At 73.7% G+C, this 399-nt stretch carries 1 protein-coding gene; it reads left to right on the top strand.

Going from position 1 to position 399, the window contains the following annotated elements:
- On the top strand, window positions 1-339 hold a 339-nt coding region (locus GT354_RS47540; protein WP_202513105.1), incomplete at its 5' end, for a hypothetical protein.
- Between the last annotated feature and the right edge of the window lie 60 nt (window positions 340-399).

The following is a 399-nucleotide window of genomic DNA, read 5'->3' as shown; positions in this document are numbered from 1 at the left end:
GGCCGCGCCCCGGCCCGGGTCGGCCTGTCCCGTCCGATCCACCCGGGATCGGACGCGCGCGACGGGCTCCTGGGGGCGCGGCTGGTGCCGTGGATCGAGCGTGGGCGGGCCGACGGCCGGTTCCCGCCCGACTTCACGCCGGCCGACTACCTGGCCGTGGGCAACATGTACACCGGTTCACCCGAGGACGTCGCCCGGGCCCTGCGCGCCGATCCGGGGCTCGCGTACGCGACCGACCTGCTGTGCCACAGTCAGCCGGCTCGGCTGAGCCCGAGCGAACTGCTGCCGGCGATGGAACTGACGGCCAAGAAGGTGCGGCCGCTGTTGCTTGCCGGGTGAGCCGGGGGGCTCACCTCGTCACTTGTTGCGGTTGCGGTTGCGGTTGCGGTTGCGGTTGCG

The sequence above is a fragment of the Streptomyces sp. SID3343 genome, from assembly GCF_009865215.1.
In the GTDB taxonomy this organism is placed as follows: domain Bacteria; phylum Actinomycetota; class Actinomycetes; order Streptomycetales; family Streptomycetaceae; genus Embleya.
Note: the sequence above shows the minus strand (reverse complement) of the source record. Positions and strands in the feature narration are given on the sequence as shown.